Source organism: Carnobacterium divergens DSM 20623 (assembly GCF_000744255.1).
Lineage (GTDB): Bacteria > Bacillota > Bacilli > Lactobacillales > Carnobacteriaceae > Carnobacterium > Carnobacterium divergens.
In genome coordinates, this window is sequence record NZ_JQLO01000001.1 from 885,144 (window position 1) to 911,966 (window position 26,823).

The 26,823-nt window shown below is 35.2% G+C and carries 25 protein-coding genes and 1 other RNA gene; 21 read left to right on the top strand and 5 right to left on the bottom strand.

The features are described from left to right. The first annotated feature begins 112 nt into the window (after positions 1-112). The 8 genes from BR52_RS04385 to nth all read left to right on the top strand — a co-directional run bounded on the left by BR52_RS04385 (position 113) and on the right by nth (position 8,946). Positions 113-712, top strand: coding sequence for a nitroreductase family protein (locus BR52_RS04385; protein ID WP_034569583.1), 600 nt, complete (start codon positions 113-115; stop codon positions 710-712). A gap of 182 nt (positions 713-894) precedes the next feature. Further along, positions 895-1,368 (top strand): hypothetical protein, encoded by a 474-nt coding sequence (locus BR52_RS04390; protein WP_034569586.1) that lies wholly within the window; start codon positions 895-897, stop codon positions 1,366-1,368. A 135-nt stretch (positions 1,369-1,503) separates the two neighbouring features. Beyond that, the gene (gene dinG / locus BR52_RS04395) at positions 1,504-4,305 is read left to right on the top strand and encodes an ATP-dependent DNA helicase DinG (protein WP_236707201.1); all 2,802 of its coding nucleotides are present in this window, start codon (positions 1,504-1,506) and stop codon (positions 4,303-4,305) included. Between the two features lie 100 nt (positions 4,306-4,405). After that, on the top strand, positions 4,406-4,882 hold the full coding sequence (locus tag BR52_RS04400; RefSeq protein WP_034569592.1) for a cell wall elongation regulator TseB-like domain-containing protein: 477 nt from the start codon (positions 4,406-4,408) through the stop codon (positions 4,880-4,882). A 16-nt stretch (positions 4,883-4,898) separates the two neighbouring features. Continuing rightward, positions 4,899-6,092 carry a pyridoxal phosphate-dependent aminotransferase gene (locus BR52_RS04405; RefSeq protein ID WP_034569595.1) on the top strand — a complete coding sequence of 398 codons (1,194 nt, stop codon included), beginning with the start codon at positions 4,899-4,901 and terminating at the stop codon, positions 6,090-6,092. Between the two features lie 32 nt (positions 6,093-6,124). Continuing rightward, the gene (asnS, locus tag BR52_RS04410) at positions 6,125-7,423 is read left to right on the top strand and encodes an asparagine--tRNA ligase (protein WP_034569598.1); all 1,299 of its coding nucleotides are present in this window, start codon (positions 6,125-6,127) and stop codon (positions 7,421-7,423) included. Between the two features lie 137 nt (positions 7,424-7,560). Continuing rightward, positions 7,561-8,280: a DnaD domain-containing protein gene (locus tag BR52_RS04415; protein WP_034569601.1), complete on the top strand. Its 720-nt coding sequence runs from the start codon at positions 7,561-7,563 to the stop codon at positions 8,278-8,280. A 21-nt stretch (positions 8,281-8,301) separates the two neighbouring features. After that, positions 8,302-8,946: an endonuclease III gene (nth, locus tag BR52_RS04420; RefSeq protein ID WP_034569604.1), complete on the top strand. Its 645-nt coding sequence runs from the start codon at positions 8,302-8,304 to the stop codon at positions 8,944-8,946. A 62-nt stretch (positions 8,947-9,008) separates the two neighbouring features. Here nth and BR52_RS04425 read toward each other — a convergent pair whose 3' ends face one another. After that, positions 9,009-11,606, bottom strand: coding sequence for a transglycosylase domain-containing protein (locus tag BR52_RS04425; RefSeq protein WP_051915631.1), 2,598 nt, complete (start codon positions 11,604-11,606; stop codon positions 9,009-9,011). Then, positions 11,593-12,240, bottom strand: coding sequence for a Holliday junction resolvase RecU (gene recU, locus BR52_RS04430; RefSeq protein ID WP_034569606.1), 648 nt, complete (start codon positions 12,238-12,240; stop codon positions 11,593-11,595). The genes BR52_RS04425 and recU overlap by 14 nt, the downstream gene beginning before the upstream one ends. A 72-nt stretch (positions 12,241-12,312) precedes the next feature. On the opposite strand from recU, the gene BR52_RS04435 reads away from it, so the two are divergent. The 7 genes from BR52_RS04435 (at position 12,313) to nagA (ending at position 18,591) form a co-directional block, all read left to right on the top strand. Then, entirely contained in the window at positions 12,313-12,849 is a 537-nt protein-coding gene (locus tag BR52_RS04435) for an SLOG family protein (RefSeq protein ID WP_034569609.1), read from the top strand. A gap of 100 nt (positions 12,850-12,949) precedes the next feature. Then, positions 12,950-13,279, top strand: a complete 330-nt coding sequence (gene gpsB / locus BR52_RS04440; RefSeq protein ID WP_034569612.1) for a cell division regulator GpsB — start codon at positions 12,950-12,952, stop codon at positions 13,277-13,279. A 22-nt stretch (positions 13,280-13,301) separates the two neighbouring features. Beyond that, positions 13,302-13,681: RNase P RNA component class B (rnpB, locus tag BR52_RS12690), an RNA gene on the top strand. A gap of 197 nt (positions 13,682-13,878) precedes the next feature. Beyond that, a complete protein-coding gene (locus BR52_RS04445; protein ID WP_034569614.1) occupies positions 13,879-15,024 on the top strand; it encodes a THUMP domain-containing class I SAM-dependent RNA methyltransferase in 1,146 nt (381 codons plus the stop codon). Positions 15,025-15,038: 14 nt separating this feature from the next. Further along, on the top strand, positions 15,039-16,538 hold the full coding sequence (locus BR52_RS04450; RefSeq protein WP_034569616.1) for a carboxypeptidase M32: 1,500 nt from the start codon (positions 15,039-15,041) through the stop codon (positions 16,536-16,538). Positions 16,539-16,684: 146 nt separating this feature from the next. Next, on the top strand, positions 16,685-17,446 hold the full coding sequence (locus BR52_RS04455; protein WP_034569618.1) for a DeoR/GlpR family DNA-binding transcription regulator: 762 nt from the start codon (positions 16,685-16,687) through the stop codon (positions 17,444-17,446). Between the two features lie 5 nt (positions 17,447-17,451). After that, complete coding sequence (gene nagA, locus BR52_RS04460) at positions 17,452-18,591, top strand: N-acetylglucosamine-6-phosphate deacetylase (protein WP_034569621.1); 1,140 nt, start codon at positions 17,452-17,454, stop codon at positions 18,589-18,591. Between the two features lie 36 nt (positions 18,592-18,627). Here the strand turns inward: nagA and BR52_RS04465 are convergent, their stop codons facing one another. Continuing rightward, positions 18,628-19,041, bottom strand: coding sequence for a ribonuclease HI family protein (locus BR52_RS04465; protein ID WP_034569623.1), 414 nt, complete (start codon positions 19,039-19,041; stop codon positions 18,628-18,630). 103 nt (positions 19,042-19,144) lie between these two features. On the opposite strand from BR52_RS04465, the gene BR52_RS04470 reads away from it, so the two are divergent. After that, positions 19,145-19,624, top strand: a complete 480-nt coding sequence (locus BR52_RS04470) for an EbsA family protein (protein ID WP_034569624.1) — start codon at positions 19,145-19,147, stop codon at positions 19,622-19,624. 40 nt (positions 19,625-19,664) lie between these two features. Here BR52_RS04470 and BR52_RS04475 read toward each other — a convergent pair whose 3' ends face one another. Further along, positions 19,665-19,865, bottom strand: a complete 201-nt coding sequence (locus BR52_RS04475) for a cold-shock protein (RefSeq protein WP_034569626.1) — start codon at positions 19,863-19,865, stop codon at positions 19,665-19,667. Between the two features lie 232 nt (positions 19,866-20,097). On the opposite strand from BR52_RS04475, the gene BR52_RS04480 reads away from it, so the two are divergent. The 5 genes from BR52_RS04480 (at position 20,098) to BR52_RS04500 (ending at position 25,962) form a co-directional block, all read left to right on the top strand. Continuing rightward, a complete protein-coding gene (locus BR52_RS04480; RefSeq protein ID WP_034569628.1) occupies positions 20,098-21,774 on the top strand; it encodes a formate--tetrahydrofolate ligase in 1,677 nt (558 codons plus the stop codon). Positions 21,775-21,834: 60 nt separating this feature from the next. Next, on the top strand, positions 21,835-22,479 hold the full coding sequence (locus BR52_RS04485) for a uracil-DNA glycosylase (protein ID WP_034569629.1): 645 nt from the start codon (positions 21,835-21,837) through the stop codon (positions 22,477-22,479). A gap of 103 nt (positions 22,480-22,582) precedes the next feature. After that, a complete protein-coding gene (locus tag BR52_RS04490) occupies positions 22,583-24,469 on the top strand; it encodes an ABC-F family ATP-binding cassette domain-containing protein (protein WP_034569630.1) in 1,887 nt (628 codons plus the stop codon). Between the two features lie 32 nt (positions 24,470-24,501). Beyond that, positions 24,502-25,449 (top strand): thymidylate synthase, encoded by a 948-nt coding sequence (locus BR52_RS04495; protein WP_034569631.1) that lies wholly within the window; start codon positions 24,502-24,504, stop codon positions 25,447-25,449. Between the two features lie 24 nt (positions 25,450-25,473). Beyond that, positions 25,474-25,962 carry a dihydrofolate reductase gene (locus tag BR52_RS04500; RefSeq protein ID WP_034569632.1) on the top strand — a complete coding sequence of 163 codons (489 nt, stop codon included), beginning with the start codon at positions 25,474-25,476 and terminating at the stop codon, positions 25,960-25,962. A gap of 50 nt (positions 25,963-26,012) precedes the next feature. On the opposite strand, the gene trhA is transcribed toward BR52_RS04500, so the two are convergent. Next, positions 26,013-26,672 carry a PAQR family membrane homeostasis protein TrhA gene (gene trhA, locus BR52_RS04505; protein ID WP_034569633.1) on the bottom strand — a complete coding sequence of 220 codons (660 nt, stop codon included), beginning with the start codon at positions 26,670-26,672 and terminating at the stop codon, positions 26,013-26,015. Positions 26,673-26,823 lie beyond the last annotated feature (151 nt).

Consider the following 26,823-nt stretch of genomic DNA (forward strand, 5'->3'; position numbering starts at 1 on the left):
GGTTTTATTTTTTTTGAAAATTTAATTACAAAAAATAAGTAAAAAGTCTTTACTTACTAAAAGAAAGATGTTAACATATTGTTTGTAAGTAACTAAGAGGAGGAAACAAATTATGTCAAACCAATACACAGAATTATTAAAAAATCGTCGTTCAATTTATGGATTAGGTAAAAATGTTTCATTATCAAATGACAACATCGTTTCATTAGTAAAAGAAGCAGTAAAAGAAAGTCCATCTTCATTTAACTCACAAACTTCACGAGTGGTTGTTTTATTTAATGAATCTCATGATAAATTATGGGATATCGTTGAAGCAGCACTTCGCAAAGAAGTACCAGCAGATGCCTTTGAAGCGACTTCAAATAAATTAGCTTCATTCCGTGCCGGAAAAGGAACGATTCTTTATTTTGAAGATATGGATATTGTTAAAAATCTACAAGAACAATTTGCATTATATGCGGATAACTTCCCAGTATGGTCTGAACAAGCAAGCGGAATTGCACAACATTCAGTTTGGACTGCATTAGCAGTAGAAAACATTGGTGCTAGCTTGCAACATTACAACCCATTAATCGATGACGCTGTTAGAGCTGAATTTGATTTACCAGCTTCATGGAACTTAAGAGCGCAAATGCCATTTGGTTCAATTGAACAAGCCGCTGGCGAAAAAGAATATATGGATGATGCAGCACGTTTCCGTGTATTTAACTAATAAATGATTTTTCAAACACCTTCATAACAGAATTGTTATGAAGGTGTTTTTTTGTATTTATTCATGAATTGTTTTTACTGAAGCAATTTTCATGAAGGTATGTTAAAATAATAATGTGAGGAAGCTTAATTCGTTAACGCTAACACTCTAATTCTAGCTGGAAAGCAAAGGAGATCAGACTTATGAAAAAAGAAGTAACAGCACTTAAATTTATTTTCCGCAATGGTGAAACTTGGACAATTGAAAAGCAACACATTGGGGATCTTTGGATCAAACAAATTACAACAAGTTTTGGACGTATTGGAGACAGTGATTTCCAAGAAATTCATCCTTGTGAATCATTAAGAATTGAAATTGCTCAAGAAGCCGATCACGTTCATACAGATGATATCAACTTAGGTGGTTTGGAATTAGGCATGTTCGAGCGTGCAACACAGTACCCTGATATTGAAATGATGGACATCTTATATAAAGATGCTGATCACCCATTATCAAATGTTATCGTCGCAACAGACCGTGTCTATTTCCCATATAAAGCAAAAGACGTGGATGGAAATGACAATGAATTCCAAAGTGCATTTATTGCAAATAAAAATTTATATGTTGTGATTGATCCAACTAAAACAGCAAAAGAAATTTATTCTGACAAACTTTAATCCTGTATTCGCAACTAAGCTGAAAAGCTTAGTTGTTTTTTTGTTTTAAAGTGAACGCATTTTTGTAATTTTCTTCGCTTCATAGTATGATGAGAGATGACGAAAACATAACGAATCAAGAATTAGGTGAAAAAAGTGAAAACGAAGACAACATATGCAGTTGTGGACATTGAAACAACTGGTGGAAATGCCTTAAATGGAGATAAAATTATCCAATTTGGCTGCGTTTTAATAGAAGATGGAAAAATTGTTCAACAATTTGCAACAGATATTAATCCCTTGATTCGCATCCCAAAACAAATTGAGCATTTAACTGGAATTACAACAAAACAGGTAGCAAATGCGCCGTATTTTGAAGATGTTGCAACAACGATTTACAATTTATTAGAAGGTTGTATTTTTATTGCTCATAATATTCAATTTGATTATCAATTTTTAAATAATGAATTTAAACAAGCGGGTTATCCTCCGCTAACGCTAAAAGGAATGGATACAGTTGAACTAGCTCAAATCTTATTGCCTACAGCTCCTAGTTTTAGGTTAACCGATTTAGCGAATCAATTTCATTTTCAACACAGTAATCCTCATCAAGCAGATAGTGATGCTTATGTGACGGGAGAGTTATTTTTAATGTTGCAGCAAATAGCGATGAATTTGCCCTTGGTTACATTGGAAAAAATGGTGGAATTAGCTCTTTTTTGTTCAATGAATACAAATGAATTTTTTATTGATTGTCTTGAAAAAGTACGCAGTGAAATTCCTCCTTTACCGGAAGCTTTGATGATTAAGGATGGGTTAGCACTTCAAAAAAAAGAGATTCAATTGGAACAAGTTGGCAACTGGGAAGAAACAAAAAACTATCCACTGTCATTAGTAGAAAAGGAGCAATTATTTGCCGATCATTTGGTTATTCGTGAAAGCCAAGTGACTATGATGGATCGAGTTTACGATACTTTCCAAAAAGATTCGAATGCACATCTAGCAATTGAAGCCGCTACTGGCGTGGGGAAAACGTTAGGTTACCTAATTCCATTAGCGTATTTAGCCGATCATAAAAGACCAGTTGTGATTAGCACTTATACGACATTGTTGCAAAAACAACTGATTGAAAAAGATATTGTTCAATTAAATAAATTAGTGCCTTTTAACGTAAATGCAGCTATTTTGAAAAGTAAAAATCATTACCTTCATTTATCACGTTTTGCTGAGGAAATAAAATCAGAAACCTTAAACAAGAATGACGCTCTTTTAAAAATGCGTTTACTAACTTGGTTAACACAAACAGTAACTGGCGATTTAGATGAACTAAATATGACCAACTTTAACGGAATCTTTTGGAAGAAAGTTTGTCACCATGGCTGGTTAAACGATCCTAGAGAGGATCCTTGGTATAATGAAGATTTTTATTTATTTGCCAAAAAAGTCGTGCAACAGGCGAGCATTATTATCACTAATCATGCTTTTTTATGCCATGATTTTAAACGAGAGGTACCGGAACTTCCTGAAGTAGATCGATTTATTATTGACGAAGCGCATCATTTATCGGATGTAGCAGTTGCTGCTTCTAGTGAGACGTTTAGCTACTACCAAGTGCACCACGCTTTGAAGTTGATCGGGCGTATTGATAGTGAAGATAGTTACTTAAATCAATTTGAAAGTTTGTCAAAAAAAGTAAAAAGTATTTATGCGTATCAATTAAGTAATATAGAAATGAGCGGGTTGTCTTTAAGTGAAGAACTAGCGGAATTTTTAGATGAGTTGTTATTGATTTGTCATCAAATGGCTACAAAAAAATTGGATAAAAGTGAAGAAATTAATGTAATGCTGAGTGACACAATCCAGTGGTCTCTTGAAAATAAACGAAAAATAAAAAAAATTAGTGCACAATTTACGGAAATTTGTCAGCTTGGTTTTGAATTGGTTCAGCAGCTAATACGTGAGCCAGAAACATTAAGTTTAACAGAAAGTTATTTTGTTGAAGATTTCAATGTGTTGTTAACTAGTATAGAGCAACAGGGGACAATGTTTAAAACTATTTTTAACAATGAAAATCCCTATGCAGTTACTTGGTTTTCTTATAAGGAAAAGAGTCCTAAAAATAGTTTTAAAATCAAACGCTCTACTATTAATAGTGCGGAATTTTTAAAAGAACATTTGGTTGAACAGGCCAAACAGATTGTCTATACAGGAGCAACACTGGAAATCAGAGGAACATTCGATTATTTTGAGGAACAAATTGGTGAAAAAGAGTTAGATACATTAATATTAGCATCCCCTTACGATTACAAAAACCAAGCAAGACTCTATTTACCCACTGAAATGGGAAGCATTAAATCAATGTCGAAGAAGCATTACGTAGAATCGATTGTAGCACAATTAATTCAATTGATTGAAAATAGCCAAGAAAATATTATGGTTTTATTTAATGCCTTTGAACCTTTGCATGATGTGTATCGCTTGTTACAACAAAACCATTTATTTAATCAACGTGAAATTTTAGCTCAAGGAATTTCAGGAAGCCGAGAACGAATTTTAAAACGCTTCTTTCATGCGAATGGCGGCATTTTATTAGGTGCAGATAGTTTTTGGGAAGGCGTGGACTTGCCAGGGAAATCATTAAGAATCATCATTGTGACCCGATTGCCTTTTGATTCACCAGAACAACCCTTTGTAAAATCAAAATACCATTACCTTGAAACATTAGGTGAAAATCCTTTTTCAGTTGAAGCATTGCCCAAAGCTACGTTACGTCTAAGACAAGGATTAGGTCGTTTGATTCGTTCAGAAACCGACAGAGGAATAATGTTGGTTTTAGATGACCGCTTATTTAAAACAAACTACGGCAAACAAATGTTGCACTCATTGCCGACAGACTTGCCTAAAAAAGAACTCCCTATGACTGAAATCGTAACTGAAATTCAAGATTTCTTAAGCTAAATTAAAGAATTTTTTAGCATTTTCAAACCGCAAAAGTAAAAAAGTTTGGTATAATAAGACGACTGAAGAAAGATCTTCTAATGTAAAGTAGGTGAAAAAAATGAAAAAATGGTTTGTGTTAATTTTAACCATTATAATGGCAACGATTGTAGTTGGCGCTGCAACGATTTATTATCAAGGGAATCACCCAATGTCAAAAGCGAAATCAGAAGCAATCGAGATTGCTAAAAGTGAAACAGATTTAAAAGAAGTGGATAACTTCTATTGGTACAATGGCAAGGAAACCTATTTTACAGTAACGGGTAAAACGAATAAAAATAAAGCGATTATTGTGATTATTGCAAAAAAAGGTGGAAAAACAACGGTAATCGATGCAGATAAAGCAATTTCTGAAGGACAAGCTCGAAGCATGACAAGAGAAGCTAAAAATCCAGAAAAAATATTAGAATCACGAATTGGAATGGATAAAAAAGTCCCAATTTGGGAAGTAGCTTATCAAGAAAAAAATGGTCGACTAGGCTATCATGTGATAACCTTAGAAGATGGCGAATACATTCGTGATATCGGCAATATTTAACTAGGGGGGAATTGACATGAGCAAATTAGCTAAAAGAATGGAGCATATTTCCGAATCCATTACGTTAGCAACATCAGCAAAGTCTAAAAAATTGATTGCTCAAGGCATTGACATCATTGGTTTAGGAGTAGGGGAGCCTGATTTTCAAACAGCTGATACGATTAAAGTAGCGGCAATTGAAGCCATTCAAAATGGACGGGCAAGTTATTATACACCCACAGCGGGCTTGCCTACATTACGAGATGCAGTTAGAGAGCGAACGTTACTAGATACTGGATTGGTTTATTCTGATGCAGAAGTTATTGTAACGGATGGAGCAAAAAATGCACTTTATAATCTATTTCAAGCTATCCTCAATCCTAAAGATGAAGTGTTGGTTCTCGCGCCGTTCTGGGTGAGCTATACGGAACAAGTCAAGTTAGCAGAAGGAACTCCCGTTTTGGTCAATGGACGACCTGAAAAAGACTATAAAATCACAGTTTCAGAGTTAGAAGAAAAGAGAACAAACCAGACCAAAGCACTTATTTTAAATTCTCCTTCAAATCCTACAGGGATGATTTACACGAGAGAAGAACTGCTAGAAATTGGCAATTGGGCAGTAAAACATAAAATTCTTATTATTTCTGATGAAATTTATGGTAAACTCATTTATAATGGACATGAGTTCATTTCAATTGCGACTTTATCTGATGAAATCAAGCGACAAACTATTTTGATTAACGGCGTTTCTAAAACGTATGCAATGACAGGGTGGCGAATTGGTTATGCTCTAGGAGACAGAGACATTATCAAAGGCATGATTGATGTTGCAAGTCATTCTACCAGTAACCCAACTGCAGCCAGCCAATATGCCGCAATCGAAGCCTTAAATGGCAATCAAGAAATTGTCGAAACAATGCGTCTTGCTTTTGAAGAACGTTTAAATATTGCGTATCCTTTATTAGCAGCCATTCCAGGATTTGAAGTGATTAAGCCCCAAGGAGCTTTTTATCTGTTTCCAAATGTTAAAAAAGCAGCAACAGCGTGTGGTTTTGATTCAGTAGATGCTTTTGTTGACGGTATTTTAGAAGAAGCCCATGTAGCCGTTGTTCAAGGATCTGGATTTGGCGCAAAAGATAATTTTAGAATCAGCTATGCAGCGGATTTAGAAACACTTAAAACGGGAATTGCAAGAATTCATCAATATGTACTAAAAAAAATGAATAACTAAACTATAGTTTAACTAAAAGGAGTATACAAAACGTGAAAAGAATTACAATTAACGAAGCCAAACACCATGTTGGAGAAACAGTTGAAATTGGCGCATGGGTTGCCAACAAACGTTCAAGCGGTAAAATTGCGTTTTTACAATTACGTGATGGATCTGCCTATTTTCAAGGAGTTGTCGTAAAAAGTGAAGTTGGAGATGATATGTTCCAACTAGCAAAAGGACTAAACCAAGAAACATCGATTTTAGTAAGAGGGGTTATCCAAGAAGACAGCCGTTCAAAATTTGGTTATGAAATGACGGTTACAGATGTGGAAGTTGTTGGAGAAAGTCAAGATTACCCAATTACACCAAAAGAACATGGAACTGAATTCTTAATGGATCATCGTCATTTATGGTTGCGTTCATCTAAACAACACGCCATTATGCAAATTCGTAACGAAATCATCCTTGCGACTTATGTCTTCTTTAATGACAATGGATTTATCAAAATTGATCCACCTATTTTAACGGCAAATGCTGCTGAAGACACAACAGAGCTATTCCATACTGAATACTTTGATCAAGATGCATTTCTTTCTCAAAGTGGCCAATTGTATATGGAAGCTGCAGCAATGGCCTTTGGGAAAGTCTTCTCATTTGGACCAACTTTTAGAGCAGAAAAATCAAAAACACGTCGTCATTTAATTGAATTTTGGATGATTGAACCAGAAATGGCCTTTATGGACCAAGATCAAAGTCTTGAAGTTCAAGAACAATATGTAGCTTTCTTAGTTCAAAGAGTGTTAGATAACTGTGAACACGCATTGCATGTCTTAGATCGTGACGTTGACTTATTGAAAAAATATACTGAACTGCCATTCCCACGTATCTCTTATGACGATGCTGTCGTTTTATTAAAAGAAAATGGATTTGAAGACATTGAATGGGGAGATGATTTTGGATCGCCTCATGAAACTTTTATCGCTAGCTCATTTGACAAACCTGTCTTCATTTTAAACTATCCAAAAGCAATTAAACCATTCTACATGAAACCACATCCAGATCGTGATGATGTTGTTTTATGTGCAGATATGATCGCTCCAGAAGGTTATGGTGAGATTATTGGTGGTAGTGAACGTGAAGTTGATTTTGATAAACTTCAAGAAGCTATCAAAAAATTTGGTTTAGCAGAAGAAGATTACTCTTGGTATTTAGACTTACGTAAATATGGAACAGTTCCTCACTCTGGTTTTGGCTTAGGCTTAGAAAGAGCAGTAACTTGGATTTGTGGTACAGAGCATATTCGTGAATCTATTCCATTCCCACGTCTATTAAACCGCATCTACCCTTAATCTAAAAAATAAATCTAGCAATTTTCAGGCTTCCATAAGAAGTGTTGGAAATTGCTATTTTTATTGATTGATTTAGGATTGTCTTCCTTAAAAAAATAGCGTACTATAATAAGTGACGTAAGGAGATTGATAACATCATGGATAATCATATTTTACAGAGTTGGTTAAAGGCGGGAAATACGTCTATTTCGAATCTCTTATTAAAGCACTATCATAAAATTGGTTTAACGAATAATGAACTAATTTTAGTCATTCAATTAAAATCATTAATGGATGAAGGGATTTTATTTCCAGACACACAAGAAATCGCAATGCGCATGAATGAGTCCACAGATGGCGTTTTTCATGGGATTCACCAACTGATTCAAAAGAAAGTTCTTGCCATTGAGACAGACAAAACAGCTGATGGAAAAACACAAGATGCGTATAGTTTAACGCAACTTTGGGATAAATTAGCATTGCTACTTATAAAGACGGAAACAGAAACTGTCAAAGTTGAAGAAGTTCAAAATGAAAAAGAGTTGTTTCAGCAATTTGAATCCGAATTTGGCAGACCTTTATCCCCTATTGAAATTGAAACAATCGGCATGTGGCTTGATGAGGATCATTATCCAATCGATTTAATTGAGCTGGCTCTTCGAGAAGCCGTCCTCAGCCAAGTGTACAATTTAAAATATGTTGATCGAATTCTTTTAAATTGGGAACGAAAAAATATTCGAACAAAAGATCAAGTAGTAAAAGAGTCTACAAAACATCGACAAAGTCAAGTTAAACAAAGCCAAAATCCAACCAATGAATCTGCAAAAAATACAACAAAAGTACCGTTGCACAATTGGTTGAATAACGACTCATTTTAGAAATAAAAAGGAGGATACCGTTTGTACTCAAAAATAAAAACCATTCGCGCAATTGATGTGATGGGGGAGATGTTTCCAAATGCAAAATGTGAATTGGTACATGACAATGCATTTCACTTGCTGATTGCAGTAATGCTAAGCGCTCAAGCAACGGATATTTCAGTGAATAAGGTTACACCAAACCTTTTTAAAAAATATCATACCCCAGCTGATTTTTTATCTGTTCCTGTAGAAGAACTAATGAATGACATTAAAACGATTGGTCTGTATCGAAATAAAGCCAAACATATTCAAGGCTGTTGTCGAAAATTAATTGAAGAATTCAATGGTGAAGTACCTCAAACGAGAGAAGAACTGATGAGTTTACCTGGAGTTGGTCGAAAGACGGCTAATGTGGTTTTAGGAGATGCATTTGGGATTCCGGCAATTGCTGTAGACACTCATGTTGAACGAGTGACAAAGCGTTTAGGTATTTGCCGAATTAAGGATAGCGTGCTGCAAGTAGAAGAAACGATGATGGAAAAACTGCCTGCAAAAATGTGGGTAGATGCCCACCATCGATTGATTTTTTTTGGGCGCTACCATTGTACTGCAAGAAGTCCAAAATGTGATATCTGTCCATTATTAACTCAATGTAGAGAAGGAAAACAACGTATGGGACTATAAATATCAAATTTAAAAAGAGCGATTTAAGAATAACTCATTCTTAAATCGCTCTTTTATTTGTATTACTTTAGATTGAAAATCCATAAAAATTTCCCTAGAGAACTAAAATTCTTACTTCGGGTGCTTCGAGGAACAACTGTCGAAGAAGAATCAGAACCATTTCCGCCAGAACTAGTGTCTGGTGGAGGTGTACTGGAACTTGTTTCACTACTACTTGATTCAGGCGGAACGATTTCAGAGCTAGCTTCACTACTAGCAGGTGGTTCAGTAGAATCTATTACAGACTCACTGGAGCTTTCAGCTTCCTTTGAATCTACCTGAACACTAGTTGAAGCTGTTGCGCTTCTTTGTCCACTAACAGAAGCAACCAATGAAATAGAGTTTGTACCACTCGTTGGTTTTTGAACCGTGTAGGAGAGATCACTTGTTTCATAAGTTTGTCCATTAACATTTAATAGATAACTCACTTTAGCATTTTTACTTGAAGATTTATAACTATCCCAAGAGATTGAGATAGCATCTGTTTCTTTGTTGTAACTTGCAGTTAAACCAGTCGGAGCAGGTAATGTTTCAGGTGTGTTGCCAGTACCATTTGATGTATTTGTCGGTGCTGTTCCTTTTACAAATAATTCAGTTACAATATTACTACTTGGAACATTTGGACCAGGTTTAGCAGCAGGATTACTTCCGTTTAAGACAGGTGAAGAAACAACGGTTGCAGGTTTCTTCCAGTCTTTTGTTTCAATATCTTTTGAAACATGAGTCATTAATTCTTTATAAATACGAGCAGGTAATTTTTGAGAATTTGGATTTAAATCATGATTATCTGCATTTGGATCATCATATCCAACCCATACAGAGATAGAGTAGTTCGTTGTATACCCACTAAACCAAGCGTCTGGTGAGGAAGTACTAGGAAACTTATCTGCGATTTTATCATCATAATTCGTTGTACCAGTTTTACCAGCTTGAGCTAAGCCTGGGATTTCAGCAGCTGTACCCGTTCCTTTTTTAATAACGTCTTTTAACATGTCCGTCATCATATAAGCAGTAGAATCTTTCATAGCTGTTTCACCTTTTGACGTTAAATCAATTTCTTGATTGTTTCGTAAAACAACTTTGTTGACAGCATATGGTTGATAATAGGTACCACCATTTGCAAAAGCTGCATAAGAAGCAGACAATTGAACAGGTGTTACATCGCCACCAATTGCATTTGATTCAACAAGCCCCTCATAGCCATCAGGTTGTTTGATGTTGATGCCAACTTTTTTCAAAAATTCATTGGATTTATCTAAACCAACTGTTTGCAATGTTTTTAAAGCTGGAATGTTACGAGAATCAGTAATTGCTTCTCGAATGGACATCTGACCTTTATAAGCTTTGTCATAGTTTTTGATTTGTGTTTTCCCATCTGAGTAGGTGTATGGCGCGTCAACTACTTGTTGGTAAGTTGAATAATTCAGATTTTCAATTGCTGGAGCATAATCTGCTAGAGGTTTCATTGTTGAGCCGATACTTCGTTGCAAGTCAGTTGCGCGATTAAGTCCAAGCTGCGCAGTTTGTTTACGACTTCCGCCAAGAGCTTTGATTTGGCCAGTATTGACGTCAACCATTGAAACACCCGCTTGAATTTGATCATCGGGGTATTTAACATAGTTTTCAGTATTTAAGGTATCATATAAATGTTGTTGTGCATCCATATCAAGATTGGTATGAACAGTGACGCCGTCGGTATAAATATCTACATCAGTTTTCTTTGATACTTCTTCAATAACTTCTTTCAAATAAGCATCAATTACTAGATTATCAGCACTTTCTTCCGTGTGATCTACTAAACCGCTATTAATAGGTTCTGCTTTAGCAGCATCTCGTTCTGCTGCAGTGATTTTTTCATTACTTGCCATAGCATCCAGTACCATATTTCGACGAGCTAACGCTTCATCTGGATTTGTATAAGGATTGTAACTGTTTGGAGCTTGAGGCATCCCAGCAAGTAGCGCTGCTTGAGAGAGACTGATTTCATTCAAGGGTTTACCAAAATAATATTGACTGGCTTTTCCAACACCGTAAACATTATTCGCCAAGTAAACTTTATTGATATAGAATTCTAAAATTTGTTCTTTTGAGTATTTACGCTCTAATTTTAGTGATAACCATGCTTCTTGAGCTTTTCTTTTCAACGTTTGATCGGAGGATTTTGTTGAGAAGACAGAAAGTTTTACTAATTGTTGGGTTAAAGTACTCCCACCTTGTGAGGCAAAACCGCCTTTTAGGTTAGCAAGGACCGCACCACCAATACGAATTGGATCGATTCCGATATGTTTATAGAAGCGTCGGTCTTCAATTGAAATGACTGCGTCTTTTAACGATTGTGGAATTTGCTCTCCTTCTACGATTTCTCTATTTTCGCCACCGATTTCTTTAAAGACATTTCCTTTACTATCTAAAATTTTAGATGAAAAGGAACCGTTTAGTTCTTTTTCTGTTAAATTAGGTGCAGAAGAAGCATAATAGGCAAATAATCCGATTCCTGCTAATAGCACAAGAACGCCAATTCCAATTAGTGAAAGTAGGATTTTTTTCCATAATTTCATTTTTCCACCTTTTTTTGGTTTTTTATTTGCAACACGTGACATTTCTTCATTATCGCTTGTCATGATTGTTCGACTCCTTTGAAAAGCTTTTTTCTATTAAAACATCTACCACATCTAAAAATGGAATACGTGGTGATAATCCATAATACAGTTCATAACCATTTTTTTCAAGTTCTTCTAATGGAATTGACTTTCTACCTTCATTGTTTTTTAAATCCCAATAGTCAATCAAAACGCGAGCTTCTAATAAAAAAAGCCGATTAACGCTGGTAAATCTCATAATTACAAAACAAATAGCCTGTTGAGCTAAACATTGCTTCATGTGCAAAATTTGGTGTTCATGAAAGTTTTTTAATGGAAAAGAGCGTTTGTTTTGTGTTTCTTTTGCCTCGAAATCTAAGTAGAAACCTTGATAAACACCATTATAATCCGTAGTGGAAGCTTGTCTGAAATAGGCTTCTTTAATAACTGCGGCACTTCGTTTTGGGTAATCAACTTGTACAATTTGGACGGGCGTTGGTTTTTTATGGATGACCGCTTTGTTTCGAGATAAATAAGTTTCATTACTGGCGTTAATGTCATCTTCTAAAGACATTCCTCTTTTGGAAAAAGAATGGGCTGTCTTTTTTACTTGATTTTTTTTGTTATTTTCGGCACTATGAGAATAGCTTTTACCATTTGGATATCCAATTGCCAATAGTCATCACACTCCTAGTAGCTTATTATATCAAATAAACTAGGCGATTGGAAAGTAGAAAGGAGCATGCTTATGGCAAATTTAGTAATTAGCGGTTATCGTTCTTTTGAATTAGGTGTTTTTAAAGAAGACGATCCTAAAATTGCAGTTATAAAAAAATGTTTATCACAAGAAATTACACAGTTAGTTGAAAATAATCAAGTTGAATGGATTCTGATTGGGGGACAATCAGGCGTTGAACAATGGGCAGCAGAAGTTGTACAGGAATTAAAAAAAGACTATCCTCAAATAAAATATAGCGTTATTTTTCCGTTTTATGAATTCGGATCAAATTGGAATGAAGCAAATCAATTAAAATTGCAAAAAATCAAACAAGCAGCCGATTATACTGACAGTACCTCTCATAAACCATATGAAAATCCAGCGCAATTAAAAAATCACCAGCAATTTTTATTAGATCATAGTGAGTTAGCGTTACTTGTTTACGACCCTGAATTTGAAGGGAAAACAAAATACTTATATGAAGCAATCCAAAGAAAACAAGAAAAAACAACGTACGAATGTTTGCTAATCGACTTCGATCAATTGCAAAATCAGACATTTGAATAAAGAAATTAGTTTTTTTTTTCGATAATTTTTGATACAATAGGAAAAAGTATTGAATTTATGCTATAATGAAATAGCGACAGTATAAAAATGAGGTGTAACCATGGCAAATAGAAACTTAACAACTAAAGATATCTTACAAAAAGAATTTAAAACAAGCATGCGTGGCTATAGTCCGGCAGAAGTCGATGAATTTTTGGATAATGTGATTCGAGATTATGAATCTTACAATAAAGAAATCACGCAGTTAAAAGCTGAGCATGAACGTCTTTTAAGTAAAGTCGATGAGTTGACAAAACAAGCAACAATTGCAAAACCAGCATATTCTTCACAACCTAACAATACTGTAACAAACTTTGACATTCTGAAACGTTTATCTAATCTAGAACGACATGTGTTTGGTTCAAAATTAGATGAAAATGAAGAAGTCTAAGCTTAGATAGAAACTATTTGTAAATTTTGGGTAATTGCGGTCTAGCTTGACTAGGCTGAGGAAAGTCCATGCTCGCACAAGCTGAGATGCTTGTAGTGTTCGTGCTTAGCGAAACCATAAGCTAAGGCCTTTATCAAATGATAAAGTAACGGCGGAAAAAATAGCTAAGGTTGTAAAACTATGCTTGAGTATTCCTGAAAAGTGCCACAGTGACGAAGCCATTATGGAAACGTAATGGGTGGAACGCGGTAAACCCCTCGAGCGAGCAACCCAAACTTTGGTAGGGGCACTCTTTCTAAGGAAATGAACGAGAGAAAGAGGCAAGTAATTGCAGACAGATAATTACCTCGGGAGTGTGCAGTCACCTGACTCGCATTCCCTGACAGAACATGGCTTACAGAAATTTACAAATTCAGGTAAGAATTCCATCTTCATTTGAAGGTGGAATTTTTTTATTATTTAAATAAAAAATTTAACAGACGATCTGTATTTTTATGAAAATTAAAGGATTTAATGGTATACTAAAAAAGACTATTTTTTAAGGTTCGTTTAAAATATAGAGACTGTTCAAAACTAATAAATAGAAGTGAGGAAATAGAATGAAAAATTTTCAACTTGTTGCGACTGCAGCTAGTGGAATCGAAGCTTTAGTAGGCAGAGAGATCAAAGATTTAGGGTATGAATGTCAAGTGGAAAACGGGAAAATATTTTTTGAAGGTGGCATGCGTGATATTGCTAAAACCAACTTATGGTTGCGTACGGCCGATCGTGTGAAAATTATCGTTGGTGAATTTAATGCCTATGAGTTTGATGAGTTGTTTGAAAAAACAAAAGCATTGCCGTGGGAAGACTTATTGCCAATGGATGCCTGTTTCCCAGTTGCTGGTAAATCAATCAAATCTAAATTATATAGCGTTTCAGATTGCCAAGCTATCGTAAAAAAAGCAATTGTAAACCGACTAAGTGACGTGTATCATCGTAATACACGTTTACCAGAAACAGGTGCATTGTATCAGTTAGAAGTGGCTTTATTAAAAGATAAAGTAACAATTACATTAGATACAACTGGACCAAGTTTATTTAAACGAGGATACCGTACTTCAAAAGGTGGCGCACCGCTAAAAGAAAATATGGCTGCAGCTTTAGTATTATTAACATCTTGGAGAAAAGACCGTCCATTTTATGATCCTGTATGTGGGAGTGGTACAATTCCAATCGAAGCAGCGTTAATTGGTCATAACATTGCACCAGGATTCAATCGCAGTTTTGCTTGTGAAGAATGGGATTGGTTTGACGAGGAGATTTTTAAAGAAGTTCGTACAGAAGCTGAATCTTTAGCAGATTACGATATTGAGTTAGATATTGTGGGAAGCGATATTGATGGGAAAATGATTGAATTTGCAAAAGAAAATGCGATTGAAGCAGGTCTAGGAGACAGCATTACCTTTAAACAAATGCAATTAAGTGATTTTACCACAGATAAAGAATATGGTGTAATTATAGCAAATCCACCATATGGTGAGCGTTTAGGAGAAGAAGAAGCCGTTCAAACGCTATACAAACAAATGGGTACAACCTATCGTCCGTTAAAAACATGGAGTAAATATATTTTAACAAGCGATTTAACATTTGAAAGTTACTATGGAGAACGAGCAACGAAAAAACGTAAGCTTTATAATGGCGCACTTCGTACCGATTTCTTCCAGTATTGGGGCGAACGTCCACCAAGAGCACCAAGAACTTAAAGGAGTGAATTTAGATGGGGGAACAAGAAAAAGGTTTTTTAGAATTAACTAAAGAAATTGCTTTACTAAATGAAGCAGTTGCGCTGTTAGAGTGGGACTCATTAACTGGAATGCCTGAAGAAAGCAGTTCTTATCGTGGTGAATTGGTAAGTTATCTAGCGAGTCATGCATTTGAAAAATCAACTTCCACTGAAATGGCTCATTATTTAAGTGAACTTCACAAAAATCAAAGCGAACTGTCTAATGAGTTAAAAAAAATGGTGGAAAAAGTTCAAAAAGAATATGATTTAAATCATAAAATTCCACAAAATGAATACAAAGATTTCATCAAAGTAACGAGTGAAGCGGATGCAACCTGGAAAAAAGCAAGAGAAACCCAAGATTTCAAGGTATTCTTGCCATCGTTAGAAAAAATTATTGCTTATGAAAAGAAATTTATTACCTATTGGAAAAAAGACGAAGCAACAAATTACGATGTTTTATTAAACCAATATGAACCAGGCATGACGGTTGCTAAGTTAGATAAATTATTTTTTGAACTAAGAGAAGGAATTCTAGCAATTTTAGCCAAAATCAAGGAAAATGGGACACCCCCTAAAACTGATTTTTTAACTCGTTTTATGAGTAAAGAAAATCAAAAGGCTTTTTCTACAGCAGTCGTAAAAAAAATGGGGTACCGTTTTGAAGCTGGAAGACTGGATGATACAATTCATCCGTTTATGCAAAGTATGAATCGTAAAGATGCTCGAATTACAACTCGGTGGGATGAACATAATTATAAAATGGCAATTTTTGGTATTATTCATGAAGCCGGACATGGAATTTATGAACAAAATATTTCTGGAAAATATGATTACACGCCGTTGAGTGGTGGTGTTTCAATGGGAATTCATGAGTCACAATCCTTGTTTTATGAGATTGTTATGGGTAGCGATAAACTATTCTGGTTAGATAACTACTCATTGTTGCAAAGCTATGCAGACGGCGAGCTAGATGATGTTGATTTTGAAACATTTTACAAGGGATTGCATGAAACTAAATCTTCCTTGATTCGAATTGAAGCTGATACATTAACGTACCCCATTCACATTATTATTCGTTATGAAATTGAAAAAATGATTTTTAATGAGGAGGTTGATGTGAAGGACTTGCCTCAAATTTGGAATCAAAAATATCAGGAGTACCTTGGAGTAACACCAACCAATGATTCTGAAGGGATTTTACAAGATGTCCATTGGAGTGGCGGTAGCTTTGGTTATTTCCCATCCTATGCTCTAGGCTTTATGTATGCAGCGCAATTGCAACATACTATGGCAAAAGAAATTGATTTAGAAGCAATTTATAAAACTGGCGACTATGAACCCATCCGTCAATGGTTAACGGCGCACATCCATCAATATGGTGCCTTTAAAGAGCCGAATGAATTGATTTTAGAAGCAACAGGAGAAGCCTTAAATCCTCGCTATTTACTAGAATTGCAAGATAGAATTTACCAAATGGTTTATGATTATTAAGTAAAAGATCCTAAGAATCGATGATTCTTAGGATCTTTTTTTTTAACAATATTAGCATTGACTTTCTTTAAAAAAAAGATTAAACTTAAAATAACTTAAAAATAATAATAAAAAAACTTAGTTTAACTTAAAAAGAGGTGGTATAAATGAATCAAAAAGATCGTTTGAAAACTATTCTTGAGTTATTAGAAGAAAGAAAAGAACTCTCAACAGAAGAGCTGATAGAAGAATTGGCCGTTTCAAAAGATACCATTCGACGTGATATTTTAGTTTTACTCAATCAAGAATTAGTTGAGCGCTATCGGGGAGGTATTTCTTTACCCGTTATGAAAGAAAAAATTCAAACGTATACCGATAGAATGATTGCAAATGCTAAAGCAAAAAATGCAATTGCCTTAAAAGCGATTGAGGAAATAAAACCACATCAAGTTCTTTTTTTTGATGTCTCCACCACTGTTCAAATGATTGCAGATCACTTAAACCATGAGCAATTAATGATTGTCACTCAATCGGTTGACAATGCTTTCGTTCTTTCCAAAAAAAATAAAACCAATGATGTTTTTTTACTGGGTGGATTATTTGATGCTCAGTCGCACTTGATTTATGGAGAAGCAACCATTGAACAATTGTCTACTTTTTTATTTGATTGTGCCTTTATTGGTGCTGCAGGGATTTCCACTAACGGTGTCTTTTATTCGGAGTTAACGGATATTCAAATGAAGAAGGCTATTATAAAAAATGCTAAAAAAGTATGTTTAGTCGTTGATTCTTCAAAAATGGCTGTTGAAACTTCTTTCAAATTAGCATTTAGCGGAATTGACTTGATTATTTCAAATCGACCGTTTTCAAAAGAACTAAAAAATAAACTAGAAGATTATAACATTCAAATAATCATTACAGAGGAGTGAGCTTGTTGAATCTACTAATAAAAAATGCCCATATTATTGAAGAGGGAACAAGAAAAAAAGTAACCATTGAAATTGAACACCAATGTATTAAGCAAATTACTACAGAAAACATTGAATATTTGGAAGATACAGTTATTATAGATGCTAAAAATCAACTTGTTATTCCTGGAATGGTGGACGTTCATATTCATGGTGCCAATAATTTTGATATGATGGATGGCACAACCGAAAGCATTCAGGTAGTTTCGAAAAAATGTGCCGAGACAGGCTGTACCAGTTTTTTAGTTACTTCAGTTAGTTCCTCACTAGAATCTCTTCTTAAGATGATTCGTAGCACTAAAGAAGTGATTGGAAAAGAAGAAGGTGCTAAAATTGCTGGAATCCATCTAGAAGGTCCCTATTTAAATGTATTAAAAAAAGGCATGCAAAATGAAAAGTATCTACGCCATCCTAATTTTGAAGAAATGGATCTTATTTTTAAAGAAGCAGGAGACTTAATTAAAATGGTAACCATCGCTCCAGAATTGCCAGGAGGAATTGACTTGATCCACTATTTAACAAAGCGCAATGTAGTGGTGGCAATTGCTCACTCAAATGCGACTTATGAAGAAGCAACGCAAGCTTTTGAAGAAGGTGCTAGTCATATTACTCATTGTTTCAATGCAATGCCCGTAATTCATCATCGTGCCCCAGGATTGGTAGCAGCCGCTTTAGAAAATGATGGTGTTAGTTTGCAAGCCATAGTTGATGGAGTACATTTACATCCAGGTATTATTCGCTTGATGCATAAAATCAAAGGGCCCAATAAAATCGTGTTGACTACAGATGCCTTACAAGCAATGGGTGTGGGAGATGGTGATTATGTATTCGGCGGACATCAAGTATCCGTTAAAGAGGGCATTGCCAGACTTCAAGATGGAACGCTAGCTTCTAGTACCATTACAATGAACCGCTCATTAAAACTAAGTAGTGATTTTGGCATTCCGCTTTCTGATAGTATTAAAATGGCATCCACTACGCCAGCAAATATACTAGGGCTCAATTCTATTGGGGAAATTAAAGAGGGCTACGTTGCTGACTTAGCAATGTTAGATGATCAATTTAACGTAACTCAAACCATTATTAATGGAGTGGTTTATTCGTAAACAGGCACATGTATTGTAAAGCTTAGTAGTTATCTACTAAGCTTTTTCTTTTAACTTTAATTGTAGAGCTTGTCTAGCTAAGTGGTCAGCGCCTTTATTTTGTGCTTCAGGAATCCAATTAATAAAGAACAGTTCTATTTGATTTAAAATATGATGAATGGGTTTTAAATAAGTCGCGAATTGATCATTTTTAGCATAATTACGTTCAACTGAATTCGCTACGATTTTACTATCGGTATAAATCATGACCGTTTCAGTTAAAAGATGTTGTTTTTCTATATGTTGTAAGGCAATTAAAAGAGCCTGGAATTCAGCTTCGTGGTTGCTACAGTTTTCTTGTAAGGGAATGGCTAATTGTTGGTACAATTGTTTGGGGCCAGAAATGACAATGCCAACGCCGCTTGGACCGGGATTGCCTTTTGTTGCAGCATCTGTATAAATTTTAAGCATGACAAAAAGAGTCTCCTTTTCAATTTTATAAGTTTCTTAATAGCTTCCCAAATTAATCTATGATACTATAGAATCATCCTAACAATAAAAGGAGGAATCCTGGTTGAAGAACGAAGCAACAATAAGGTATCGTCTTTCTTTGGAGCCTGCTTATCAAATTATTTATTGGTCTATTAGTTGGACTACTTTTTTTATTAGTTTAATAGGTATTTTAGAGATTCAACGGGTAAATGTAGTAAGTATTCTTGCAGCAATTATTTTTATTTTAACAGCCTACATTGGACTAGGATCTTATCTAACGATCAATCATACGAATATGGAATTTTCATATTTAAGAGGTATGAAAAAAGAAAGTATTCCACTTGAATCGATTAAAAAAATTAAGGGGCATCATTTAAGTCAACAAATTGATTTTAAAACAGAACGTCCGAAGTTTTGGTTTTATTTCTTTAATAAAAAAATAAAAACGCAATTTTATCAACATTTCGTAACGGATTATCCAGCGATTCCTTTATCTGAAGAATTTATTAAAACCCCAACGTATATGGATACATCGGTCTTTCAAAACGATCAAAGAGATTAAGTGATTTAAAAAACGATACCTGATAAAGGGTATCGTTTTTTTATTCAATCGTTACTTTAGTAGCTTGAGGACCTCTAGTTCCTTCAACAATCGTAAAGACGACTGTTTGTCCTTCATTTAATGTTTTAAATCCATCGCCTTCAATTCCAGTGAAGTGTACGAAAATATCTTCCCCATCATTGTATTCAATAAATCCGTATCCTTTGTCATTACTAAACCATTTTACAGTCCCAGTTTCCATATGTAACGTCCCCCTCTAGTTTAGAATCCAACGTCACCAAAATTAATATATGGCTTATTCTTATTATAGAAATATTCTATGAATTCGTCAAATATAAATAGCTAAAATAACGTTAACTTATAAAAATTAAGTTTCTTTTTCGGTCACAATTGTTGTATAATTAAAGTGAGATAAGAACGAATTAAACATTAATTGATTTAATGTTCGGATATAATAGGGAGGAATTCATAAATTGACATTAACAGACATTGAAATTGCGCAAGCAGCTGAACTAAAACCAATTCAAGAAATTGCACAAAAAGTAAAATTAGATTCGGATGACTTAGAACTATACGGTAAATATAAAGCAAAAATAGACTTTACTACAACAAAACGTCTTGCTGGTCAAAAAAATGGCAAGTTAATCTTGGTAACAGCAATCAACCCAACTCCAGCTGGTGAAGGAAAATCAACTGTAACGATTGGATTAGCAGATGCGCTTTCATCTTTAGGGAAGAAAACAATGATAGCTTTACGTGAACCGTCGCTAGGGCCTACAATGGGCGTAAAAGGAGGGGCTTGTGGTGGTGGATATGCTCAAGTGATTCCAATGGAAGATATTAACTTGCATTTTACAGGGGATATGCACGCTATTACAACAGCAAATAATGCGTTATCAGCTTTTATTGATAATCATTTATTTCAAGGGAATCTCTTACAAATCGATTCAAGAAGAGTGATATGGAAACGCGTTGTTGATTTAAATGATCGCGCGTTGCGTCATGTGACGATTGGTTTAGGTGGACCAATGCAAGGCGTTCCAAGAGAAGACGGATTTGATATTACGGTTGCAAGTGAAATTATGGCGATTTTATGTTTAGCAACAAGTTTAACAGATTTAAAAAAACGCTTAGCTCGAATTGTAATAGGCTACACCTTTCAAAAACACCCTGTGACGGTTGCGGACTTAAAAGTAGAAGGCGCGTTAACGTTGTTATTAAAAGATGCGTTAAAACCAAATCTCGTACAATCAATTGAACACACGCCGGCTCTGGTTCATGGCGGTCCCTTTGCCAATATCGCTCATGGTTGCAACAGCGTATTAGCCACGCAAACAGCTATGAAATTAGCCGATTACACGGTTACTGAAGCAGGATTTGGTGCGGATTTAGGTGCTGAGAAGTTTTTAGATATTAAAGTTCCGCAGCTTGAAAAAGCACCAGATGCAATTGTTGTTGTCGCAACAATTCGTGCACTAAAGATGCATGGTGGTATTTCTAAGGATCAATTATCTACTGAAAATGTTGAAGCTGTAAAAGTGGGGTTTAGTAATTTACAAAAGCATATTGAGAATATGCAGTCTTATGGTTTGCCTGTAGTTGTAGCGATTAATGAATTCAGCAGCGATACAAAAAATGAAACACAATTAGTTAAAGAATTATGCCGTAAATTAGGCGTTGAGGCAGCGTTGACAGCTGTCTGGGAAAAAGGTTCAAACGGTGGCGTAGAGCTAGCCAACGCTGTTTTAATGGCGATTGAATCAAGTTCAGAAGGATTCCAACCATTGTATAATGCAGAAGAAACGTCAATTGAAGAAAAAGTCACTAAAATTGTTCAACAAATTTATGGTGGAAGTAGAGTTTTATTTTCTAAAAAAGCGTTGACACAGTTAAAAACATTTAAAACTTATGGATGGGAAAAATTACCTGTTTGTATGGCAAAAACACAATATTCATTATCAGATGATCCTTCTCTTTTGGGTAGACCAACTGATTTTGATGTGACGATTCGAGAATTTGTACCTAAACTAGGAGCTGGCTTTATCGTTGCGTTAACAGGAGATGTTATGACGATGCCAGGCTTACCTAAAAGCCCAGCAGCTTTAAATATGGATGTTGATGCTGAGGGGAAAGTTTCGGGTTTATTCTAAAAAATAGAGGTATGGGACGTAACGATGTCTCATATCTTTTTTAGGTCAGGAGTGAAAAGAATGGAAACAGCATTGACGAAAGAGCTAATAAGATTAGGAAAAGAGCGTGTTAAGAATTTACCAGTTGAAGGTTTTGTACCAGGACAAGGATCGTTACATCCATTGTTTATGTTGATTGGTGAAGCACCTGGTGAAACTGAAATTGGAAATTTAATTCCGTTTAGTGGGCGTGCAGGGAAAGAATTAATGAAATTTTTTGATAGGTTAGAAGTTTCAAGAGAAGATGTTTATATAACGAGTACCGTGCGAAGTAGACCTTATAAAATTAAACAAAAAGTGAGTGTGAAAACAGGAGAAAAAACAATCCGAAAATACAATCGTCCTCCAACAAAAAAAGAAATCATTGCGCACGCCCCATTGTTAGATGCAGAAATTCAAACTGTAAATCCGCCGATTATTTTGACTATGGGGAATATCGGATTAAAAAGAATCCTTGGGAATGTCGGGACGGTTACAGAGCTTCATGGCCAGCTCTATACGGGACCCATTCAAAAATTACAATCGCTAAATTCAAACCAGTTTATATGGACAGAAAAAAACTATCGAGTCTTTTCAACGTTTCATCCTGCTGCTATTTTTTATAACCGCCAGTTGCAGTCGCTGATAATGGAAGATTTAACAACATTTAAAAGGCTGATTCATTAAGGAAGTCTTCATCAATTCGATTTAGACTATTTACCGATGAAGATCCATGTTAGAATGAGAAAGACTGAATTTTGGAAATGAATAAAGAAAGTGGCGAATAGAAATGAAAGATTTAAAAGTAATTGGCTTAACGAAAACCTATGGAGAAAAAGTTCTCTTTGACGATATTTCCTTTACTATAAAAGAGGGAGACCGCGTAGGATTGATTGGAACGAACGGAACTGGAAAATCAAGCTTATTGCGAGTACTGACAGAACGAGACGGCAGTGAAGCAGGTGAAATTCAAATGCCAAAAGATTATCGAATTGGCTATTTGGAACAACAAACACAATTAAATCCAGAACAATCAGTATTTGATGCAGTTTTTGAAGGCGATACTCCGATATTAAAAGCCCTTCGTCACTATGAAATAGCTTTAGAAAATTTAACGTTAGATTCAATGAATGAAGCCTATCAAAGAGCCTATTCAAATGCTGAACAAGAAATGAATCGTGAAGATGCGTGGACAGCGGATACAAATGCTAAAACGATTTTAAATCAATTGGGTATTCATGATTTAGAACAAAAAGTTGCAACGCTTTCTGGTGGGCAAAAGAAACGTGTTGGATTAGCTCAAGTATTGATTCAAGCACCAGACTTATTGATTTTAGATGAACCAACTAACCATCTTGATTTTGAAACGATTACTTGGCTAGAGAAATATTTAAGTAATTACAAAGGCTCGTTGCTACTTGTAACACATGATCGTTATTTTTTAGATCGTGTTGTGAATCGCATGATTGAATTAGCTCACGGTAAAATCACTACGTATACAGGAAACTATGAAGTTTATGTTAAAGAGCGCGCAGAGCGAATGCTTGAAATGGAAAAGCAAGATCAAAAGAGAAAACAAATGTACCTAAAAGAACTAGATTGGATGCGAGCTGGAGCAAAAGCAAGAACCACCAAACAACAAGCTAGAATTGATCGATTCCACGATTTAGAAGGAAATTTAAATCAAGCTAAAACAGATGGGTCTGTTGAGATTGTAATGGATGGAAGTCGCTTAGGAAAACGTGTTTTTGAATTAGTAGATGCGGGGTTAACTCTTGAAAATCATGTTATTTTAAATAACTTTAATTTATTAGTGCAAACCAAAGATCGAATTGGAATCAGTGGACTAAATGGTGCGGGGAAATCAACTTTATTGAATGTGCTAGCTGGCAGAATGATTCTGGATAGTGGGAAATTAGTAGTTGGCGAAACGGTTAAAATTGCTTATTATACTCAAATGACAGAAGACATGGATCCTAACAAGCGCCTAGTTCAGTACCTTCAAGAAGTAGGAGAAGAAATTGAAACTACCAATGGAGAAAGAGTAAGTGTTACTGAGCTGTTAGAGCAATTCTTATTTGAACGTCACATGCATGGTGCGTTAATTGGAAAATTATCAGGTGGCGAAAAACGTCGTTTGTATCTATTGAAATTATTGATGGAGCGCCCAAATGTGTTATTATTAGATGAACCAACAAATGATTTGGATATTGCAACATTAACAGTCTTGGAAGATTATATTGAAACCTTCCCTGGTGCTGTGATTTCTGTTTCTCACGATCGTTACTTTTTAGATAAATCAACGAATAAACTACTGATGTTTGAAGGCAACGGGCAAGTTACACCTTACTACGGAAGTATCACTGAATTTTTAAAAGAAGATCGAACGTTAAAAGTGGAGGCAGTTGTGCCAACAAAAACTATCAATCAAGTCAATTTAGTAGAGAGTGAAACCAAAGAAAAAAAGAAATTAACCTTTGTAGAACAAAAAGAATGGGACACGATTGAAGACGATATTGCTAAAATAGAAAAAGAGATTGAAGAGTTAAAAGAAGCAATGGCACAATCAAATAGCGACTTTACAAAACTACAAGAATTACAAGAAAATGTCACTCATTTAGAGGAAGAGCTTGAAGCTAAAATGGACCGTTGGGAATTTTTAAGTCAATTTGCATAAAAAAGAAAGATCGATTAACTGGAGGCGTTCATGTGGAAAAAGAGTATTTAGCATTAGGAAAAAGAGTATTGGAAACTGGAAATGTAAAAACAGATCGTACAGGAACTGGCACAAAGAGCATCTTTGGCCATCAAATGCGTTTTGATCTGTCAAAAGGGTTTCCACTGCTTACAACTAAAAGGGTTCCTTTTGGATTAATAAAAAGTGAATTATTATGGTTTATTAAAGGCGATACCAATATTCGTTATCTACTAGAGCATAATAACCATATTTGGGATGAATGGGCATTTGAACGCTTTGTAAAAAGTGCAGATTATTCAGGACCGGATATGACAAATTTTGGTCGTCGTGCAGTTACAGATGCCGATTTTAATGAAATCTACCAAGTAGAATTAAAAAAATTCTGCGAACGCGTTTTAACAGATGATGACTTTGCTAAAACATATGGTGAACTGGGAAATATTTATGGTTCTCAGTGGCGTCATTGGAAAACAACTCAAGGAGAAACCATTGATCAATTAAAAGATGTGATTCAAATGATCAAAGAAACGCCTGATTCAAGACGTTTGATTGTTTCTGCTTGGAATCCAGAAGATGTTCCATCAATGGCATTGCCTCCATGTCATTCGATGTTTCAATTTTATGTAGCAGACGGGAAATTAAGTTGTCAATTGTATCAACGAAGTGGAGATATCTTTCTAGGAGTTCCTTTCAACATTGCGAGTTATGCGTTGTTAACACACTTGATTGCCCATGAAGTAGGCTTAAAAGTGGGGGATTTTGTGCACACAATTGGGGATGCACATTTATACTCGAACCATATGGATCAAATGAACCTGCAATTGTCTCGAAGTATTCGCGAATTTCCGACGTTACAATTAAATCAAGAAAAAACAAGTATTTTTGATTTTGATGTAGCGGATATTCAAATTGAAGATTACAACCCACATCCAGCAATTAAAGCACCGATTGCTGTTTAATCAATAGAAAAGAGGGGAAAATTCATGATTGCGTATTTATGGGCACAAGATGAAAATGGTACAATTGGGTATCAAGGCACGTTACCTTGGCGTTTGCCGAATGATCTAAAATTTTTTAAAGAAAAAACAATTCATAATGCAGTTGTGATGGGCAGAAAAACCTTTGAAGGAATGGGGAAACGCCCATTACCAAATCGCATAAACATTATTTTAACTACAGATCCGACTTATGAAGCAACTGGTGTGACTGTGATGCACAGTCGCCAAGAAGTACTGGATTTTGCTAAAACCTATGAAAAAGATACGTTTATCACTGGTGGTACAGGAGTATTTAAAGACTTTTTGGAGGATGCTGATGTTTTGTATCGCACAATCATTAAAGGTGAATTTAAAGGAGATACTCAATTTCCACCTTTAAATTGGCAAGAATGGAAAATCATAGAAGCAACTCCAGGTATTTTAGACGAAAAAAACCGTTATCCTCATGTTTTTGAAACATATGTTAGAAAATAAAAAAATGGCAACTTCAATTTGAAGTTGCCATTTTTTATCAATTTTATTTTTTAAGCATACAACAGAATTGAAAAATACATAAATCCTGTGCCAAGCATCACGAATAGATGCCATAAAACATGCATAAATCGAACGGAGCGCATGCTGTAAACCAGAGCTCCGACGGTAAATGAAACGCCGCCTGCTACTAATAACCAAAAACCAATCGGGCCTAAACCGCTATACAAAGGTTTCATTGCAATTAAGCATAGCCATCCCATAATAATATAAATGACCGTTGATGCATTTTGATATTTTCCTAACCAAATGCATTTGTAAACCACCCCTAGAATAGCCATCAACCAAATCACACCGAACAATGACCAACCTAGTGGACCGCCAACAGTAACCAAACAGTAAGGAGTATAGGTTCCGGCAATTAAAAGGTAAATACTGCTATGATCAAAAATTTGAAAAATCTTTTTTGCTTTTGTGAACATTAGGCTATGAAAAAGAGTGGACGCAAGGTAAAGTAAAATCAACGTTGTTCCGTAAATTGCGTAAGAGACAACTTCTAGTGCTGAACCATTTTGGGTTCCTTTGATTAATAATAAAACTAAACCAGCAATGCTTAAACCAACTCCGATTCCATGAGTAATCGCATTGAAAACTTCGTTGACAATTAAGTAACTTTTAGAAAAATGTTGTGTTGTGTTTGTTGTTTCCTTCAATTAAATCCCCCCGATAAGTTAAAACTTTAAAAAATCTCACGTTTCCCTAGTGTACGAAAATATGAGAATCTGTTATACTATTTTAATAAGAATAAAATAGCGCTAGGTCACTTTTAAGTGATTCACTTATTTGTTTTAATCATTATAACAT

Coding starts and splice junctions, on each gene's coding strand:
- BR52_RS04385 (WP_034569583.1), top strand. CDS start 113: ATGTCAAACCAATACACAGAATTATTAAAAAATCGTCGTTCAATTTAT.
- BR52_RS04390 (WP_034569586.1), top strand. CDS start 895: ATGAAAAAAGAAGTAACAGCACTTAAATTTATTTTCCGCAATGGTGAA.
- BR52_RS04400 (WP_034569592.1), top strand. CDS start 4,406: ATGAAAAAATGGTTTGTGTTAATTTTAACCATTATAATGGCAACGATT.
- BR52_RS04405 (WP_034569595.1), top strand. CDS start 4,899: ATGAGCAAATTAGCTAAAAGAATGGAGCATATTTCCGAATCCATTACG.
- BR52_RS04415 (WP_034569601.1), top strand. CDS start 7,561: ATGGATAATCATATTTTACAGAGTTGGTTAAAGGCGGGAAATACGTCT.
- BR52_RS04425 (WP_051915631.1), bottom strand. CDS start 11,606: ATGACAAGCGATAATGAAGAAATGTCACGTGTTGCAAATAAAAAACCA.
- BR52_RS04435 (WP_034569609.1), top strand. CDS start 12,313: ATGGCAAATTTAGTAATTAGCGGTTATCGTTCTTTTGAATTAGGTGTT.
- gpsB (WP_034569612.1), top strand. CDS start 12,950: ATGGCAAATAGAAACTTAACAACTAAAGATATCTTACAAAAAGAATTT.
- BR52_RS04445 (WP_034569614.1), top strand. CDS start 13,879: ATGAAAAATTTTCAACTTGTTGCGACTGCAGCTAGTGGAATCGAAGCT.
- BR52_RS04450 (WP_034569616.1), top strand. CDS start 15,039: ATGGGGGAACAAGAAAAAGGTTTTTTAGAATTAACTAAAGAAATTGCT.
- BR52_RS04455 (WP_034569618.1), top strand. CDS start 16,685: ATGAATCAAAAAGATCGTTTGAAAACTATTCTTGAGTTATTAGAAGAA.
- BR52_RS04465 (WP_034569623.1), bottom strand. CDS start 19,041: ATGCTTAAAATTTATACAGATGCTGCAACAAAAGGCAATCCCGGTCCA.
- BR52_RS04475 (WP_034569626.1), bottom strand. CDS start 19,865: ATGGAAACTGGGACTGTAAAATGGTTTAGTAATGACAAAGGATACGGA.
- BR52_RS04485 (WP_034569629.1), top strand. CDS start 21,835: ATGGAAACAGCATTGACGAAAGAGCTAATAAGATTAGGAAAAGAGCGT.
- BR52_RS04490 (WP_034569630.1), top strand. CDS start 22,583: ATGAAAGATTTAAAAGTAATTGGCTTAACGAAAACCTATGGAGAAAAA.
- BR52_RS04500 (WP_034569632.1), top strand. CDS start 25,474: ATGATTGCGTATTTATGGGCACAAGATGAAAATGGTACAATTGGGTAT.